The organism is Providencia sp. PROV116 (assembly GCF_028482485.1).
GTDB lineage: Bacteria > Pseudomonadota > Gammaproteobacteria > Enterobacterales > Enterobacteriaceae > Providencia > Providencia rettgeri.
Genome location: NZ_JAMPQO010000024.1, coordinates 106,018 through 123,083, shown reverse-complemented (window position 1 = coordinate 123,083; position 17,066 = coordinate 106,018). Strand labels below are relative to the sequence as shown.

Sequence of the window (17,066 nt, the reverse complement as noted above, 5' to 3'; positions counted from 1 at the left end):
CATGCCAAACGACTCGGTGAGCCGCTTAGCAGTAGAATACACAAAATTAGTCTTTTAAGTTGACTTCAATCCGCTTGCTTTCATCCATCATCGCCGCTTTGGCTCGAATTTTAGCCTCTAACTGGTCGATAATGTTGTCATTATCAAAACGCTCTTTTTGTCGTTTACCGTCTTCATAAAAACCGCTCTTGGTTTTTGCCCCTGCAACGCCTAGCGTAGAAACTTCCGCTTCACCGGGGCCATTAACCACACAGCCAATAATCGATACATCCATTGGTGTAATGATATCTTCTAAACGCTGTTCTAATTCATTCACGGTACCAATCACATCAAACTCTTGCCGTGAACAAGTTGGGCAAGCAATAAAATTAATACCACGTGAACGAATTCGCAGTGATTTTAAGATATCAAAACCCACTTTAACTTCTTCAACAGGGTCAGCAGCTAAAGAAATACGCAAGGTGTCACCGATACCTTCAGACAATAGCATTCCTAAGCCAATTGCAGATTTTACTGAACCTGCACGGGCACCACCGGCTTCGGTAATCCCTAAATGCAGTGGTTGATCGATTTTATTCGCTAATAAACGGTAAGAGCCGACAGCAAGAAATACATCTGATGCTTTTACACTAACCTTAAACTGATCAAAATTAAGCCTATCCAGGATGTCCACATGACGCATTGCCGACTCAACCAATGCTTCAGGTGTTGGCTCGCCGTACTTCTCTTGAATATCTTTTTCAAGGGAGCCACCATTAACCCCAATACGAATTGGAATATTGTAGTGGCGTGCGCAATCAACAACTTGGCGAATTCGTTCTTCGCTACCAATATTACCTGGGTTAATACGCAAGCAATCAACGCCGTATTCTGCCACTTTTAATGCAATACGATAGTCAAAATGGATATCCGCCACCAATGGAACGCTAACTTGCTGTTTAATCAATTTAAATGCTTCAGCGGCATCCATGGTAGGAACAGAAACACGCACAATATCAACACCCACACGCTCAAGGGATTTTATTTGGCGAACTGTGGCTTCGACATCAGTTGTACGGGTATTAGTCATTGACTGGACAGCGATAGGAGCGCCATCGCCTACGGGTACGCTACCTACATTAATACGGGTGGATTTACGTCTTTTTATCGGTGATTCATTATGCATTTTGGTTTAATTCTCCGAACGTCCATGTGCTCTTTGTTACCGTGGTACTCTTTATTACCGTGATATTCTTTGTTACCGCGATATAGTTTTAACGATTATTTTTATACGCTCAACTATACACAAGAAAGCAAACTATAGCCTATCAAAAAAGATGTTTTCGGATATAGTTTGCTTCTTTTTACCTGTCTGTTTTTAGGCTTCAGGTAACTTCAATTTTGCTGGACGTTTCGCTTTAATGAAGCGGCTTAAATCAACAGTATTGCCTTGAAACTGTACAGTGACATTCGCTGGTGCACCAATATTCAGGCGATAAGGTTGCGGCCCATCAAGTTCCAACTTATCACCATTATTTTTGGTGCCACTAAATAAGATTTTATTATTCGCATCACGAATTTCTAACCAGCACTGGCCAGTAAAATTCAATACTAGGGCTTGGCTGCTTGCAGCAACAGGTTCAGCCGTTTCTGTATTTTGTGTTCTGTCTAATGCAACTGAAGATTGCGGTGCATTAGGTAATGGAATTGTTTTGACAGGCTCGGCAGCAGAGTCAGTCGCTAATACGGGCTCTTGAGTTTGTAATTCAAGAGTATTTTCCGGTACAACAGGCGCCGTGTCAGTTGAGACGACCTCTGTTGATGTCAGTAATTCAACCGGTGTGGTGTTATTATCTTGCTGGGACAAAATCAAATCATTTTGATTTGCCATTGAAACTAGCTCATTTTTTTGAGCGTTATGATCCTGCCACCACCATATGCCAACCATTGCGATAAGAACAATCACAATCAACCAAGTCAGCTTCATTAACCAACCTTCGCGCTTTTTGCGTTTTTTCCCCAAAGAATAACTTTGCATAGGAGAAACTTTGGCTAACGTAACGGTTTCTTCCGTTTTCATATACGTTTTTAATTCGCTTTCGGGTATACCTACCATACGAGCGTAAAGACGAATATAGCCTCGTAAAAATGTTGGTTCCACGCCAGCGGGAGCAATATCTTGTTCTATCTCTTTTACCGTACTGATTTTAAGGCACAATCGTTCTGCAACAACATCTTGGGTTAGCCCCATGCGCTCACGTGCTTGCGTCAATAATTGTCCTACTGTGGTCGTAGCTTGTTCGGTATTATTTTCGATAGTCATTTGCTGGCAACACTATTTCCAAGTTTAAAAGATATAAAGCAAACATTGAGCAGCTTTATTCGTCAATAATTTATCATCATGTTGAAACAACAATTAAATTTTTCTTATTGCTTCAACTATTGTAGGTGAACAAAGGCGTTTTGCCTAACTCTAAAACGCCCTAAATCATCACCTAATTCACTGATTCAAGCCTATTTATAAATCAGACTGTTTTTACCTTGATAGGTTCCCCTGCTAAGCGTTTTTTCAACGTTCGTTTTGTTCTGTCGATCACGTCACCAGCAAGTTGCCCACAGGCAGCATCAATATCATCACCGCGTGTTTTGCGCACTATCGTGGTAAAACCATATCCCATCAATACTTTACAAAAACGGTCAATACGACTGTTCGAACTTCTACCGTATGGCGCCCCTGGGAACGGGTTCCATGGAATTAAGTTAATTTTGCTCGGTGTATTTTTTAAACATTCCGCTAATTGATGTGCTTGCTCAACACTGTCGTTCACGTGATCTAACATCACATACTCAACAGTTACTCGCCCTGCATTAGCATTCGATTTCGTTAAATAACGATTTACACTGTTGAGGAAGGTTTCAATATTGTATTTTTTATTAATTGGAACGATATCGTCACGGATATCATCTGTTGGCGCATGCAATGAAATCGCTAACGCAACATCAATCATATCCCCTAGCTTATCCAGTGCAGGCACAACACCTGAAGTGGAAATCGTGACACGGCGCTTAGATAGACCAAAGCCGAAGTCATCTAACATAATTTCCATCGCAGGGACGACATTATTCAAATTCAGCAATGGTTCGCCCATTCCCATCATCACAACGTTGGTAATTGGACGACGTCCACTGGATTTCAGTGAACCAATAATTTTGGCAGCTCGCCAAACTTGACCAATAATTTCTGAAACACGTAAGTTACGGTTGAAGCCTTGTTGCGCCGTAGAGCAGAATTTACATTCCAATGCGCAACCCACTTGTGAAGAAACGCACAATGTTGCACGGTCTGCTTCTGGGATATACACCGTTTCAACCAGTTGGTCACCCACTTTGATTGCCCACTTAATGGTGCCATCTGATGAACGCTGTTCATCAGCGACTTCCGGTGCACGGATTTCCGCGACTTCTTTCAGTTTTGCTCTAAGGACTTTATTAATATCGGTCATTTGGTCAAAATCATCATAGCAATAATGATAAATCCATTTCATGACCTGATCCGCGCGGAACGGTTTTTCACCCATTTGAGCAAAGAACTCGCGCATTTGCTTGCGGTTTAAATCAAGTAAATTGGTTTTTTGGTTCGTTTTTTCTGGTGTGACAGAAATAGCGGAAGAAGTTGCACATTGTGCATCTGTCGTCATATCAGACATGGTGTATTGCCTCGTTGTTACACTTTCGGCAGTGCTAGTGGTGAGTATAGCACGACGTAATTTTTGCGGTCTTAAAAATATAATCGCCCCGCTAATCATAGCAGGGCGTCGCATTGTACAAACTTTATAACAATAATGCTAATGCATTAGTTAAAGAAGTCTTAGCGTGGGCAGATTTCATCAGCAGTGAAGAAATACGCGATTTCACGTGCAGCAGATTCTTCAGAGTCTGAACCGTGAGTTGCGTTTTCAGTGAAACTGTCTGCGTAGTCTGCGCGTAAAGTACCCGCTAATGCGTTATCTGGGTTAGTTGCGCCCATCAGGTCACGATGACGTTGGATTGCATTTTCACCTTCTAACACTTGCAGCATGATAGGGCCTGAAGTCATGAATTCAACCAGACCTTCAAAGAAAGGACGGCCTTTGTGTTCAGCGTAGAAGCCTTCAGCTTGCTCACGAGTCAAATGCATCATTTTAGCAGCGATGATTGTGAAACCCGCGCTTTCAAAACGGTTGTAGATTGCACCAATAACGTTTTTCTTCACAGCGTTTGGTTTAATAATAGAAAATGTACGTTGAACAGTCATAAATAACCTCTTAGCGATTCATTAGGCCTTTATTCTTTATTCTTCCCTGTAACTTAGGATGCAAGAACTTAAAATAGGCATGTTGTAGTTTTTTATATTATTTCTAATTCTATTGTTAGGCCTTTAGACTTCAAAAGCAACCATATCTAGGAAAAAGAAAAATAAGGCGATGATTATAGGGGCTCTGATTACAATTTCCTACAGTCACAACAACATTTTGTTAAACTTTTTATAGCAAAAAACACTATTTTTTCGGGTAAGTCACGTTTTTCATCTATTACTTCACTCTAAAGCTCATTGCCGTCACTTGGCCGCTTAAATCTAATACCGAAATTTGGTAGTTTCCACTTTTATCGAGTGTCAGCAAAATAGAACCGTTTTGCTCAGTTGTATTCACTTGTTCTCCGTTTAAAAACCACCATTTCTGCCCTTGCCCACCCTGCGTGACTAAACGTAAATCTAAGCTGGTTTTCCCAGGTAGACGCTGTAAAACCTCCCCATCACGGATACCAGAAATCAATAATGGCGGCATTTCTAGCTTCATCGGTGGACACGATAAATCCGCTTTGGGTAAACGGTTCTCACGTTTTTCACTTGATGGCAACCAAGATTCGACGGTAATAGGCCATAAATGTACTTCTTTTTCTTGGGCATTTGGGCAATCTGCCGCGACTTGGAGCCCTTTTTCATTCACCCAAATTTTTTGTCTTAATCCTAATAGAGACTCTTGATCTCGCGCCATTAAAGTAGGCGGAATGGTATTATCCAAGATCCAACTAAGACGCCTTTGGCGACAATTATTATCGTCTTTCAGTAATGAAGTTCCTCCCGGCCAGCAGATCACCGCTTGGCTCACACTGGCAGGTTTTACATCTTTTGGTAGTGGTTCGTGGGATTGATAGATTTTGCTCAGTAACATGCCATTAATTTGGTTCATAATCGGAATGGCGGTTGCAAAGCCTAGTTGTCCCGCAACGGGTGTCGCATCAGGCCGCCCAACCCAAACACCGATGGTATAACGTGGATTAACACCAATCGCCCACGCATCGCGATAACCATAACTGGTTCCCGTTTTCCATGCCAAATTGAGTTGCCCTGATAAATTAGCCTCAGGAACAGGGCGTGCTTCCCCCCCCATAATACGGCGTACTATCCATGCAGCTCCCGGTGACATCAACGCTCTATCGCGAATTTCATCGGTTGGTTTAAAACGTAACGGTGACACATTACCTTTTCGCGCAAATGCGCTATAGGCAGAAACTAAATCTTCCATCCGTGTGGCTGTGCCGCCTAAAATCAGCGACAAGTTTGGTTCACTACCTAACGGAAAACGCAGCTCAGTCCCAACATTGCGCAGTTGAGCCGTAAATCGTTTGCTGCCATACACATCTAACAACTGAACCACCGGTAAATTCAATGAACGAACGAGCGCATCGCTAACACTCACTGGCCCATTAAAACCACTGTCAAAGTTCCCCGGACGATAATCATTAAAGCGCCGTGGAACATCTTGTAATAACGATTCCGCATGGATGAGCCCGTCATCCATAGCTAATGCGTATAAGAATGGTTTTAACGTTGAGCCTGGAGAGCGCCAAGCACTAATCATGTCCACATGACCAAAACGGCTATCATCCTGAAAATCAATTGAGCCAATATACGCTTTCACTGCCATATCTGTATGATCAACCACCAAAATTCCCAATGATGTTTGTTTTGGTAGTTGGTTTTTCCAATTCATGGCCATGTCTTCCAGTTGCCTTTGCAAACTGGCATCGATAGTGGTTTCAATGATGGACTGTTGCGTATCTTTGGTCACCCGCCTTGCAAGCAAAGGGGCTGAATGTGGGTTCTTCCTCGGTGCTAACCAAATTTGTTCTTGTTTAATATCGGCAACTTTTTCAGAGCTCCAGACTTGGTATTCTTCTAACCTATCCAATACTTTATCACGGGCGGCTTGTGCCCTTTGTGGATAACGGTCTGGCCTTAAACGGCTAGGGGCTTGAGGTAGAACAGCAAAGAGAGCCGCTTCACTCACCGTCAATTTTGCCGGTGACTTATTCAAATATACCCAGCTAGCTGCGCCAATACCTTCAATGGTTCCGCCATACGGAGCACGGTTTAAATACATTTCTAAAATTTCATCTTTCGAATAGTGATATTCGAGTTGAGCCGTACGCCAAAGCTGTTTCAGCTTACCGCCCAATGTTCTTTCATGGGGGTCAATTAACCGTGCAACTTGCATCGAAATGGTACTTCCGCCCGACACAATACGCCCTGAACTCACAAACTGCCCCGCTGCCCTAACTAACGAAAACGGATTTACCCCCGGGTGACGGTAAAAATGGCGGTCTTCATACGTTAATAACGCTTCGATAAAATCAGGAGAAACCTCTTCGAGTGTAACAGGAAAGCGCCAAATTCCTTCTTTGTCTGCAAAGCGCCACAATGGTGTACCATCCGCTGCAACCACGGTCCGTGCCATTTCAATTTGCTTAATCGGCAACGGCCAAATTTTATCAGCAGCTAAAAAAGCCAGTGGCAAAATAATGACCAACAGAACCAGTGTGATGCCTGTGCGACGTAACCATTTTTTCATTGATGGGAGTACCGAAAATAAATTAAAAAAGCCCTTATATCTGAGTATCAATATAAGGGCTTTAGAAGGTGATTAGCGAACGATTTCTAATTGGCCATCCGAGTAGCCAGTCGCACGCCAGTCAGGGACATACATTGATTCAACTTGTGGTACCGGAATACTATACACACCCGGCGTCACCGCTCGCGCTAAGTAGACTAAGGTCGTTGGGCGGTATTGCTGAACTTCAACCGCAGCCACAAAACGGTCATCACGGTATTCCATATGGCGTATTTGCGATTGCTGCATGTCATCAATTAATTCTTGCAGGTTCGGCGCGGACTCACTCAAATTAGCGCTACTGTTAGCTAAATTTTGGTTTTCCAGTTCTAAGCCTGCGGGCAGCAAGTCAACCACTAACGCATCCGGCACACTTTGGGATGCTTGAACTTCCAGTTTAACCACCACCATTTCACCGCTTCTTAATCTATCTAATGAAATGCGATTGCCTTTCATATCATAGTAGCTACGAGTGATACCTAATACATTCGAGCTTGGTTTTGGTGAATGTTGCGGATAACCCACCACATTTAAGCGTGTATACAGAGTATTCGTTCCGCTGTTTTCGATGCTATAACCTGTCTCCAATTGATTTTTACTCAGGAATTCACTTACAGGTTTATCTGAGACCATCGGGGGTTCTTGGCCATTAATCGTAGCTTTCCACGGTGCTTCACTTTCATTTAAGTAGAAACGACCTGCTAAATATAACGCATTGCTCTCTTGTGTTGAGAAATAACGTTGAGAAGTCAAATTATTAGATAAAGTTTGAAGTTTTTGGTCACGGGATTTTGGCATTAAATTATATTCATTTAATAGCGCAACAATCATCGCGTCATCACGGATCACCGAACCGTAATCCCCTACATAGCTATAGCGGTTACGTTGTTTTTTCAGTCCGTCAATCACTGCACTCTCACCACGTGATTTATCACCCATCAAGTTCAATGCAACTCCAAGCTGAACCAGAGGTAAACCACTTGCTGCAGAGTTTCTTTGGTTATAAAGTTGACGTAATGCGCCTAACGGTGCTTTTTGCTGTGATGCTAACACTAAACCTGCATAGGCCTGAGTAGCAAAACGAGCGCCCTCTTGGTTTTCCGTATACGGGTAGTTGATTTGACTACCATCCTGTAAATAGCTCAGTAGACGCGTATTGGCGTTACTTATCGCCTCTTGCGGGACAGTAAAGCCACGTTGATTGGCTTTATTCAAGAAATCCGCCGCATACGCAGTTAACCAATACTCTTCGCGACCGTTCCTATCCCATAATGAAAAACCGCCATCATTACGTTGCATACTTAACAAATGTGGAATACCAATTTCAATCGCTTTATGGCGGTCCGCATCTGTTTGCGTTTTAATCCCTAACTTATTCAGTTCGGCTTGGGTTGAGAACAATGAAGGGTATAAACCACTGATAGTTTGCTCTAAACAACCGTATGGATAAGCAAATAACTCTCGAATATAACGTGAGATATCTAATGGCGGACGGCTGGTTAATAGAACTTGCCCTTCAATGGTATCCGGTTGCAGGCCTGCAATTTGGTTAGTTGGCAGTGCCCATGAAGTACCTGGCTCAATGGAAGTGGCAAAAGAAACCGTTTCTGCTGGCTGTGCCGGACGAACACCCACTTTCCAACTATTGCTGTAGTCTTTATTGGCTTCGCCTTGAATTTTCACGCCATTAATGGTCATCGAAACTTCGCCTTCACCGAAGCCGTAGTCTGCTCTGATAGGTAAATTAATGGTGGTGCGTTTGCCTTTTGGTAACTCCAACTCTCGGCTGCTGACGCCATCAAGTTTCACCATTCCTGATGCCTTGAAATTAACAGTCACATTTTGTGTGTTATCCGTCATATTAGTCAAATCAAGCGCAAAGTAAGACTTATCACCGCCCGCCATAAAGCGAGGCATCGACATTTGTGTCACTAATGGTGCCGCGACAATCACTTTGCTATCCGCATGGCCGAACTCTTTTTCATTCCATGCTTGAGCCATCACACGTAATTCCCCGTTAAAATCAGGGATAGCAAGGCTAATTTCACCCTCACCGTCTTTATTTAATGTGACAGGTTTGGCTTGCTCCGCAATGATTTGCACTTCAGTGAGTGGCTTCATACCACCACGCTCTAATGCCGCATCCTCGCTGTCACCACCAAAGCGTAAGTTAGCAATCTTACCTTGTCCTTCAATTAAGTGACCATAAACGTCATACTGATCAACGCCATAGCGCTTGCGGCCAAAAAAGGCGTCATACGGGTCTGGGGTTTTGAAATCCGTGATATTTAATACACCAGTATCAACTGCAGATAACAGCACATTCACTTTTTCAGGTAACGGTTTGCCATCTTGCGCTGTCGCTTTAATTTTTACCGTTAAGTCTTGATTAGGGCGCATTTTGTCTGGCGTCGTTAAGGCCAACGCAATCTTACGGTTTTCATCTGCAATTGGTAAATGCAACACACCCACCGCACGTTTCACCGTGGCTTCTTTAGAGTCATCACCTGGACGAACAACGACGGCAGAAACGTATAAATCATGACGAGCCCACTCTTTATTGACTGGGATTTCAACGTCTAAGCCCTTTTCTGGTACATCAATTTCTTCCCACCACAGTGGGCCATTACTCGACTCGAGCAATATATAGCCTTTGCCGGCTTTAGGGGATTCAATGCGAACTTTGGCTTTTTCACCCGGTAAATATGCAGGCTTATTCAGGCTGAGTTTCACTTGGTCAGGACGAACTGAGCCGCTTCCCCCTGTGTTATCTTGCCATGAATACCCCGCCCAGAACTGGACGCTGGAAACGAGCTGATTCTCTGGGTTTAATACCTCTAAACGGAATGCCCCCCAATCCACAGGGAAGGAGACTTTCGCTGTACCGTCTTTGGCGATGGCAATATTTTCATTCGCCATAACAAGGTCTTTTTGGTCATAATTTGAAGACCAACCACCACTTTCAGACCAACTCCAATAATAATCACGGCGTTCATACACTAAACGCACGGTTAAGTTTTCTGCTGCCAGTTTATTACCCGCCGCATCCGCCATGACTAATTCAAATTCTGCGAGTGAATTTTCATCCACATTGTGGCGTTTGACATAACGATCTGTGCGGTAATCGTAAATTTCTTTTTTGGCGAATAATGGACGAATACCGACTAGTTTTTCCGCAGGCCAAATGGCTTGCTCAGCACGACGCGTCACTGGACGTCCGCCAGCTTCGAGTAAACTTGCTTGTAAAACGGCCGAAATTGGTGAACGTGTTGAGCTCCAATTACTGTTTGGAATTGAAATTACAGTTTCGCCGTTGCTGTCCAGCGTCAAGTCAAACTCATCTAATTTACGAGGTAAGCCCTCTTCATTGACAGCGCCAAATTCAAAACCAGGTAATTTTGCTACCGCTTCACGGTCTGCTTTTAAAACAATTTGGCCTTGCAGTTGGTTGTCTGCTGCAGGTGCTCCGTATAAATAACGGCCTTGAATATCAAAATCAACCGACTGGTCAGTTAAACGAGGAACATCACTGCCAACAATTTCCAGCGCCATGCGTTCTGGCATGAAATCTTCAACATTGAATTTGTAATAGCGTTGTGGTGAACCGTCACCTAAATCAAAACGTAACGACCAACCGCCGGTTTCTGCATTTTTAGGAATTTCAAATTGGTATTGATATAATCCATTTTGGTTTTCTTCCGGCTGCCACACGAAACTACGAACCACTTGCCCATCTGTTTTTAATACATCAACTTTAACCGGCTGAGTTTTAACTGGGTTACCATCGCCATCACGCAGTAAGCCATTCACCAGCAGCAGTTCACCCGGACGATATAAATCACGCGGCCCAAAGGTGAAAAATTGTTTTGCATAGCCTTCTGGCCCTGAAATATCAAATTCAGACAGATCAAGTGCCGGCTGCGTGAGATCAATCATACTGGTTTGCCCTTCATGGGTTGCCAGTAATAATTTTCCACCCGCTAATTTATCTAATTGAGCGTGACCATCACCATCTGTGGTGCCTTTTGTCACTAACTGACCTTTTTCATCCAAAATACGTAGCTCAACGCCTTTAATGGCAGAGCCTTTCGCTAAGGATTGCGTGAAAATATCGACTCGATCTTGGTAACTGTGTAGTGACACGCCAATATCACTTAATGTGAAGACGGTTGCAGGGAATTGATAGCTATAGCTGCCTGCTTTTTGCATGATGGCCAAATATACGCCATCTTGCTGTAATTCTTTGACATCTTTCAACGGCAGTAAAATAGTTTGGCGAGTATTTTTATCTGGATTTAAATCAAAACGGCCGGTATAAGCCAGCTCCACTTTGTCGAGAAACTCTTCTGAATACCAATACTCATAATTACTACGATACTGCCACTGCGCTAAAAATTGTGGCAGCTGCTTTTCATCCACACGGAAGAAATTAACATCAACCTTATCAACATTCAGCGCAATCACAGGTAAACCCTGTGCGACCTTACTCGGTAATAAAGAGCCTTTACTTGCAAAACCAACTGTTGGGATGATTTGCGCCGTGGTGAGTTTTTTCTCAAAACTTTCGGTCATTGTACGCTCATTAACCGCTTTAATGCCCGGGTTAATGGTGAGGTTTAATTCTTTAGACGGTGGAAGGTGACGAAAACGTAATTCCATTTGGTTATCAGACAGTTCCCAAGCGCCATCTAACTTACCGGTTTTAACATCAATGAGGTTTATGTACTGGCCAAAATCTTGGTTTGCTTGTAATGGAACGGAGAATGTCACCACCATGGCACTCGCACCATCAAGCTGCAATTCAGACGCATCCAAAATGGTGAGATCTTTCCCTGCATATTTTTTTACCATTTCTTCAGTGGAAAGTTTCGGTGCTGCTTTTCTCTGCTCTGCAACTGGCGCTGTTTTAGTTTGATTTTCTGGCGCTGTCGTGGAAACATTTGGCTCATTTTTGGTTGCTTCTTCTGTATTATCACAACCGGCCAATGCCACGACAGATGCCAACGCAAGTGCTAAATAACGCTTTTTGGTTTTTAGACCCGCCAATGAAGCCCAACTAGATTGTTGTTTCATTACCGCCCGCCCTTTAATTAGTTAAAATTTATTCTGTTTTTTTAAGGTTTTAACAGGAGGTTAAAACCCACTATATACTTGGAAATGGCTAAAAACACACACAGATAAATGCTGCTGATATTGTTTCAATTATCAATATAATTTAACAGAATGTGATTAGAACACCTATCAGACAAAACGGAAAAAATGATGGGCGAGAAAAACAGTGAAATGAAATAATATTTTTTAAATAGTAAGCAGAATATATATTTAATAAATGAGCAATATGCCTTTTATGAGTGAGAAAAACATTTTTCTCACTCTATACATGGAACTATTAGGTGTTTTTTACTGGGATTGTGTCTCGTAAGAAGCTACCAAGGCGACGCTGATAAAAAGGCTGAATATGTTGAGTAATAAAGTGGCTGACACCTTGCTCATTCTCATTTACCACACAAAAATCAATAGATTCGTCATCGGCTAAAAACTCACAAGCAAGTGTCCCCGCCTCATGAATAATGGAATCAATATTTTCTGCCCCTGCAGTAAACTCTAACGCTATCATTAATATTGGCGTTTCTTCAGTGTTATCACTCTCTACTGCGGAGACCATAAAACCGCGTCTCACGACTTTGTGTTGTTTAAAAAATTCGCTAAGCGCATCAACAATAGCCTGCGGCTGTTCTTCTAACACACTTAATTTAAGTGATGAGCCTTTCGGTACGGTTAACTCAGTAAATTGGATCTCAGTTTCTTGGGTGGAACTGTTATTATTCGATTGCTGCGACATTGCCAATCCCCTGCTATTAAAAAGAAGAGCTTATTATACTCGCAAATACATCTAGATAAAAAATAGGCACGAAAAGTTACCTTCCCGTGCCTGTTATTAATCAAACATTCACTACTTTGATTTACTGATTAATAAGTTTGCTAATGTTCTTACACCTGTACCCGTAGCGCCTTCTGCCCATAAGCTAACTGCAGATTTACGGTAAGTCGCGGAGCAGTCGATATGTACCCAATTTTGACGATAATTTTCGACAAAATGCGATAAAAATGCCGCAGCAGTGCTTGCGCCTGCAGTGTGCGATGGTGCCGCGATGTTGTTCAAATCCGCAAAGCCAGACGGTAATTGTTGGCGATGGAACTCTGCCAAAGGTAAACGCCAGAACAGTTCAAACTCAGTGTCTGAAGCGCTCATCAAGTCAGCAACTAATTTATCATCGAAGCTCAACACTGAATGGTAGTCATTGCCCACGGCGGTTTTCGCCGCACCCGTCAAGGTTGCAGCATCAATGATCAGCGTTGGTTTTTCTTTGCTAGCATCAATCAGGCCATCAGCTAACACAAGGCGGCCTTCAGCATCCGTATTCATAATTTCAACGGATTTACCATTACGGTAACGAATAATATCCCCCAATTTGAATGCATTACCGCTAACCATATTGTCAGCAATGCACAGGAACATTTTGACGCGTTTTTGTAAGCCACGAGAAATCGCCAATGCCAATGAACCCGCTAAGGTTGCAGCACCGCCCATATCCGCTTTCATTGAATTCATGGAAGACGATGGTTTGATGCTATAACCACCTGAATCGAAAGTAATACCTTTGCCGACTAACGCAGCAAAAACAGGGGCATTTGGGTTTGCACCTGGGTTGTAATCTAACGCTAAAAAGACAGGTGGACGACTTGAACCGCGACCGACCGTATGAATACCAGTATACCCCTGTTCTAATAAGTCATCGCCTTTAATAATGCGGTAGCTAATGTCTTGTGCGCCCACAGTGCAGAGTAAATCAATGGCGCGTTGTGCGAGTTGTTCTGGGCCTAACTCTTCTGCAGGTGCGTTAATGACATCACGTACCCAATCAATGGTACGAATACGGTTTTCTAATTCTTTGCGGTCTGCTTCAGGCAATACTGGCCATTCAATCGTTCTCGCCCCTTTTGGCGCACGAAAACCTTGCCAAAATGCCCAGCTTTTTTCTAAATCCCATCCTTCGCCAGCCAAAGCAACATTGCGGATCCCTTGACCATCTAATTTACGGCCAGCGCTTTGTACTGCACATAATTTACCTGCATGTTTCAGGTGGATTGTCATCCCTTTATCACTAGAGCTTAACAATGCGCCTTCACCCCAACAAGGTGCAGCAGGCTCACAAGAAATCATTACTGGCATAATTTGTTTTGTCATCGTTTTTCTCACTTTGTCTATTTTTGCAGACAGTAAAAACCCATTGATTCTGTCGGCAGATAGCATTACCTTAACTGATAAATACCAATAGGGATATCATTATAGTGCTGATATAAAATAAAAAACCGAGCACTATTTCTGACAGTCACTCGGTTTTTAGGGTAAAACTCTACTTATTCGAACTCATCCAGCCAAACTAACAAAATGGCTTCTAGGATTTTCTCATTCGATTTTTGCGGGTCATCATTAAATTCTTCTAAATCGCAAATCCACTGGTGCATATCAGTAAAGCGCACCGTTTTAGGATCAACATCAGGAAATGCGTCGTACAGTGCTTCACCGATTTCGCGGCTATTTGACCATTTTAAACTCATGTTCTCTCACCAATTTGATTATTAAATGATTTTTACCATTGATGCTCTACGTTACAACGCCAAACATGCCGAGCATTTCAATTTTTTAAATAATTCACATTGTAGCTAGGCGGCGATTGAGCTAATCCCTAGGAGCATACAGAAGTATGTGATTCGAGTTAGCGAAAGAAGCCAACAACGCTACAGTATGAAGTATGACGAGCGTTTCTATTTTTTAAATAATTCACGTTGTAGCTAGGCGGCAAGTTGAGCTAATCCCTAGGAGCATACAAAAGTATGTGACTAGGGTTAGCGAAAGAAGCCAACAACGCTACAGCGTGAAGTATGACAAAAATCAGTGTTCGCGGGCGTGATTGATAGTATAACGAGGGATCTCTACCACTAAATCCTCATCCGTCACCAATGCTTGGCAACTTAGACGGCTTTCAGGCTCTAACCCCCATGCTTTATCTAACATGTCATCTTCGAGTTCACTGCTTTCTTCCAGTGAATCGAAACCTTCACGAACAATACAATGACAGGTTGTACAAGCACAGGATTTTTCACAGGCGTGCTCAAGCTCAATACCGCTGCGTAGCGCAACATTTAAAATAGATTCGCCTTCTTGTGCTTCAACTACTGCACCGTCTGGACATAAATCACTATGAGGTAAAAAAACTATTTTAGGCATAATTATATCTCATCCACAGAATGACCTGACAACGCTTGGCGAATGGAGGTATCCATGCGACGCGCTGCAAACTCCTGCGATTGCTTATCCAGTTGTTTAATGGCATTTTCAATTACGATTGGGTCTGTACCCTCAACCGCTTTAATTAACTCATTGACTGCATTATCAATTTCTGACTCTTCTTCTGGCGTCAGTAAATTGCCATCTTGGGCTAATGCGCTCGTTAAACTTTCAAGCACTCTTGCAGCTTCAACTTTTTGCTCCGCTAAGCGGCGCGCATTTAAATCATCTTGCGCGTTAGTCATTGAATCTTTAATCATGTTTGAAATTTCGTTATCCGTTAACCCATACGATGGCTTAACTTGAATCGATGCTTCTACACCTGTCGATTTTTCCATGGCGCTAACACTCAACAGCCCATCGGCATCGACTTGAAAAGTCACACGAATATGTGCCCCACCTGCGGCCATCGCTGGAATATCACGCAAGGTAAAGCGAGCTAATGAACGGCAATCTGCCACCATTTCGCGTTCACCTTGTACGACATGAACGCTCATCGCCGTTTGACCATCTTTAAAGGTGGTAAACTCTTGGGCTCGAGCAACAGGGATGGTGGTGTTACGCGGGATCACTTTTTCGACTAATCCACCCATCGTTTCCAAACCAAGAGAGAGTGGGATCACATCTAACAACAGCATCTCGCTATCAGGCTTGTTTCCGACTAAAATATCCGCTTGAATTGCAGCGCCAATGGCGACAACTTTATCTGGGTCGATGGATGTCAGTGGTGATTTACCAAAAAACTCCCCGACTTTTTGACGTACTAGTGGCACACGAGTCGAACCACCGACCATCACGACATTCAGAACATCTTCAGCCTCAACACCCGCATCTTTTAACGCACGGCGACAAGCCATCAGAGTGCGCTTTACGTAATTTTCAATTAACGTTTCAAACTGCTCACGACGAATTTCCCCTTGCCAGTTGGCAAGCTGAATAGTCACTGTTTCTGCATCACTAAGCGCAACTTTGGTTTCTGTCGCCACATTTAATAACTGACGATTTAAATGATGATCACCTTGTAATGAAACCCCTGCCTGCTCAGCAATCCACTGAGCCAATACTTGGTCAAAGTCATCACCACCAAGCGCGGTATCGCCGCCCGTTGCTAACACTTCAAAAACACCACGGCTCAGGCGTAAAATGGACACATCAAAAGTGCCACCACCGAGGTCATAAACAGCAATCACACCTTCTTGCCCAGAGTCTAATCCATAGGCAATCGCAGCCGCAGTCGGTTCATTCAGCAAACGCAATACATGTAAGCCTGCAAGGCGCGCTGCATCTTTGGTCCCTTGGCGTTGTGCATCATCAAAATAAGCCGGTACTGTGATCACTACGCCATCCATTTCCCCACCTAAGGTTTCTTCAGCACGTTTTGCTAGTGTTCTTAGAATGTCAGAAGAAACTTGGATTGGGTCAACTTGGCCAGCCACGGTTTGAATAAACGGCAAACCATTTTCACTGGCAGTCAATTGATAAGGTAAGTCAGGGTAGCGTTTTTGAATATCGGCTAATGAACGCCCCATCATGCGTTTCACTGAAATAATGGTATTGACCGGGTCTTGCTCGGCAAGTTGTTTCGCTTCCCATCCCACTAATTTGCTTTCGGGTTGATAATTAACAATCGATGGTAATAAAAAGCGCCCTTGGCTATCAGGCAAAGCTGCAGCTTCACCACTGCGCACTGTCGCAATCAAAGAGTGGGTGGTACCTAAATCAATGCCTGCAGCCAATTTGCGTTGATGCGGAGCTGCTGTCATACCGGGTTCGCTGATTTGTAGTAACGCCATAATCGTTTT

11 protein-coding genes are annotated in these 17,066 nt (G+C 43.3%); all 11 read right to left on the bottom strand.

The window, feature by feature from the left end:
• Positions 1-46 precede the first annotated feature (46 nt).
• The 11 genes from ispG to hscA all read right to left on the bottom strand — a co-directional run bounded on the left by ispG (position 47) and on the right by hscA (position 17,057).
• Positions 47-1,165 carry a flavodoxin-dependent (E)-4-hydroxy-3-methylbut-2-enyl-diphosphate synthase gene (gene ispG, locus PSE72_RS16800; RefSeq protein ID WP_004264895.1) on the bottom strand — a complete coding sequence of 373 codons (1,119 nt, stop codon included), beginning with the start codon at positions 1,163-1,165 and terminating at the stop codon, positions 47-49.
• Between the two features lie 192 nt (positions 1,166-1,357).
• Positions 1,358-2,302, bottom strand: coding sequence for a cytoskeleton protein RodZ (rodZ, locus tag PSE72_RS16795; RefSeq protein ID WP_110732028.1), 945 nt, complete (start codon positions 2,300-2,302; stop codon positions 1,358-1,360).
• A gap of 202 nt (positions 2,303-2,504) precedes the next feature.
• Complete coding sequence (locus tag PSE72_RS16790) at positions 2,505-3,686, bottom strand: bifunctional tRNA (adenosine(37)-C2)-methyltransferase TrmG/ribosomal RNA large subunit methyltransferase RlmN (protein WP_004912645.1); 1,182 nt, start codon at positions 3,684-3,686, stop codon at positions 2,505-2,507.
• 161 nt (positions 3,687-3,847) lie between these two features.
• Positions 3,848-4,273 (bottom strand): nucleoside-diphosphate kinase, encoded by a 426-nt coding sequence (gene ndk / locus PSE72_RS16785; protein WP_004264899.1) that lies wholly within the window; start codon positions 4,271-4,273, stop codon positions 3,848-3,850.
• Between the two features lie 277 nt (positions 4,274-4,550).
• Positions 4,551-6,872, bottom strand: coding sequence for a peptidoglycan glycosyltransferase PbpC (gene pbpC, locus PSE72_RS16780; protein WP_272673031.1), 2,322 nt, complete (start codon positions 6,870-6,872; stop codon positions 4,551-4,553).
• Positions 6,873-6,944: 72 nt separating this feature from the next.
• Positions 6,945-11,984, bottom strand: a complete 5,040-nt coding sequence (locus tag PSE72_RS16775; protein ID WP_115166975.1) for an alpha-2-macroglobulin family protein — start codon at positions 11,982-11,984, stop codon at positions 6,945-6,947.
• Between the two features lie 316 nt (positions 11,985-12,300).
• Entirely contained in the window at positions 12,301-12,753 is a 453-nt protein-coding gene (locus tag PSE72_RS16770) for an enhanced serine sensitivity protein SseB C-terminal domain-containing protein (RefSeq protein ID WP_115166974.1), read from the bottom strand.
• 111 nt (positions 12,754-12,864) lie between these two features.
• Positions 12,865-14,160, bottom strand: a complete 1,296-nt coding sequence (gene pepB / locus PSE72_RS16765; protein ID WP_115168268.1) for an aminopeptidase PepB — start codon at positions 14,158-14,160, stop codon at positions 12,865-12,867.
• A 173-nt stretch (positions 14,161-14,333) separates the two neighbouring features.
• Positions 14,334-14,534 (bottom strand): Fe-S cluster assembly protein IscX, encoded by a 201-nt coding sequence (gene iscX / locus PSE72_RS16760; RefSeq protein ID WP_115166973.1) that lies wholly within the window; start codon positions 14,532-14,534, stop codon positions 14,334-14,336.
• A gap of 334 nt (positions 14,535-14,868) precedes the next feature.
• Positions 14,869-15,204, bottom strand: coding sequence for an ISC system 2Fe-2S type ferredoxin (fdx, locus tag PSE72_RS16755; RefSeq protein ID WP_004912660.1), 336 nt, complete (start codon positions 15,202-15,204; stop codon positions 14,869-14,871).
• Between the two features lie 2 nt (positions 15,205-15,206).
• Positions 15,207-17,057, bottom strand: a complete 1,851-nt coding sequence (gene hscA, locus PSE72_RS16750; RefSeq protein ID WP_004912663.1) for a Fe-S protein assembly chaperone HscA — start codon at positions 17,055-17,057, stop codon at positions 15,207-15,209.
• Positions 17,058-17,066 lie beyond the last annotated feature (9 nt).